This window comes from Plesiomonas sp. (assembly GCF_051650925.1).
Taxonomy (GTDB): domain Bacteria; phylum Pseudomonadota; class Gammaproteobacteria; order Enterobacterales; family CAMTGL01; genus Plesiomonas.
Map to the genome: position 1 here is coordinate 1 of NZ_JBOFRH010000425.1, position 2,334 is coordinate 2,334.

Consider the following 2,334-nt stretch of genomic DNA (forward strand, 5'->3'; position numbering starts at 1 on the left):
GTTTATACTATTCATGGATTTTGTCAGCGCATGCTGACACAAAATGCCTTTGAATCGGGCACGTTGTTTGAACAAACCTTCCTGACCGATGAGAGCGCACTGATTCAGCAAGTGGTTCTTGATTTCTGGCGGCGGCACTTCTACCCGTTACCGCTTGATATGGCCAGTGTGATTAGCCAGACATGGGCTACGCCCGAAGTGCTCAAGCATGAGGTCAGCCGTTATCTGAGTGGCCCGATGCCGAAAATAAAACGCCAAGAGAGCGATACGGATCTGGTGGCGCGGCATCAGAAAATTATGGCATTAATCTCCGAGCTGAAAAGTGCATGGCTGGTGGTTGCCGCAGATATTGAGGCGCATATTGCCGATTCGGGTATTCCGAAAAATCGCTACCGCAAAGACTGGGTGGCAAAGTGGGTGGGTGAGCTGACAACATGGGCGTTGCAACCGACCGAAAGCTATGTGCACCCTGATTGCCTGATCCGTTTTAAGCAGACCACACTGTCAGAATTGACCAGCAAAGGGATTGCACCTGCACTACCGATATTCAGTCAGATTGATACTTTTTGTGAGCACTCACTTACTCTTCGCGACTTGGTCATCAACAGCGCCGTACACGAGATGCGTCAGGCGATGCAGCAGCAAAAACTGACGCGCGCCGAGTTATCGTTTGATGATCTGTTATCGCACCTTTCGTCAGCACTAAAAAATGACTCGCTTGGTTTGCTCGGCGATGCCATTCGTCAGCGCTATCCGTTGGCGATGATTGATGAATTTCAAGATACCGATCCGCAGCAGTATCACATCTTCCATACCCTGTATGGCGGCCGGCAGGATACCGGCTTGCTAATGATTGGTGATCCCAAACAAGCCATTTATGCTTTTCGCGGGGCCGATATTTTCACCTACATTGAAGCACGAAGAAATGTAAGCGCTCACTATACACTGCAAACCAACTGGCGCTCATCTCGTAGCATGGTTAATGCGGTAAACCGACTGTTTTCACATGCCGTGAACCCTTTTTTGTTTGAGCAGGATATCCCATTTTTAGCCGTTGATGCTGCCCCTGATGCTGCAGAGCGCCAATTTATGTTGCAGGGGGAAGTGCAGCCAGCCATGCAGCTCTGTTGTCTGGGCGGTGAGCGGGTCAATAACGGTGATTATCAGCAGCAGATGGCCGAGGCCTGTGCCAGCTCGATTACCCACTGGCTGCAATCGGGTATTGAAGGCAGCGCGCTGCTCGGCAAAACCGGCAAACTGCGGCCAGTGGTGGCCGGTGATATTGCCGTTCTGGTGCGCACGGGGCGCGAAGCAGCACTGATTCGCCAAGCATTGAGCACTCGCGGGGTGGCTTCAGTCTATCTCTCGAATCGAGAGAGTGTGTTTTCCAGCCAAGAAGCGGGTGATCTGTTGCGGGTATTGCAAGCCTGTTTACTGCCGGGGCAAGAGCGCTTGTTGCGTGCAGGGTTGGCAACACCGCTGCTGGGGCTGACGGCGGCTGATCTTGACTTGCTCAACCATGATGAGTGGCGCTGGGAGATGGCCGTTGCTGAATTTGAAGAGTACCGACAAAAGTGGTTAAAACACGGTGTACTGCCGATGCTGCGTCAGTTGATTCAACAGCGTAAATTGGCCGAGAATCTGCTGGCGGGCAGTGAGGGTGAGCGCCGACTGACAAACCTGCTGCATCTGGGTGAATTGCTGCAAGAAGCTGCCGCCGAGCAAGAGAGTGAGCATGCGTTGCTGCGCTGGCTGGCCCAGCAAATTGACAAACCACAGCGTGGCGGAGATGACCCGCAACTGCGTTTGGAAAGTGATCAAAATTTGGTGCAGATAGTCACCATCCACAAATCGAAAGGGCTAGAGTACCCACTGGTCTGGCTGCCGTTTGCCTGCTCGTTTCGGGCGGCAAAAGGCGATTTTTATCATGATGAGAGCCTGTCTGCCGTGCTGGATTTAACCGGCTCGGAAGAGGCGAAAGTTCATGCCGAGCGCGAGCGGCTGGCCGAAGATGTGCGACTGATTTATGTCGCGCTAACCCGCGCCGTGTATCAGTGCCAGATTGGTATTGCCCCCTTATCCGCTGGGCGCGGTAAAAGTGAAAATAGCAAAAATAAAGCGACAGATCTTCACTTGAGTGCGTTTGGGTATCTGCTGCAACAAGGGCAAGCCGGGGATGCGGCGCTGCTTGAACAAGCCTGTACAGCGCTGGCAGATCAGGATATTGCCTTAACAGCGCCCGATTCCAGCACAACCTGCGTGTTATCACCGGCTAAAACACTGCCAAATACGCTGGGGGTACGTGAGTTTCAGGGGCGGATAGAGCGCAACTGG

Annotated in this window: 1 protein-coding gene; it reads left to right on the top strand. The window is 53.1% G+C overall.

Features of this window, described 5'->3' with window-relative positions; genetic code table 11:
• Positions 1-9: 9 nt before the first annotated feature.
• Positions 10-2,334, top strand: a 2,325-nt coding sequence (recB, locus tag ACRC27_RS10115) for an exodeoxyribonuclease V subunit beta (protein ID WP_438639810.1), incomplete at its 3' end; no start/stop codon positions are given.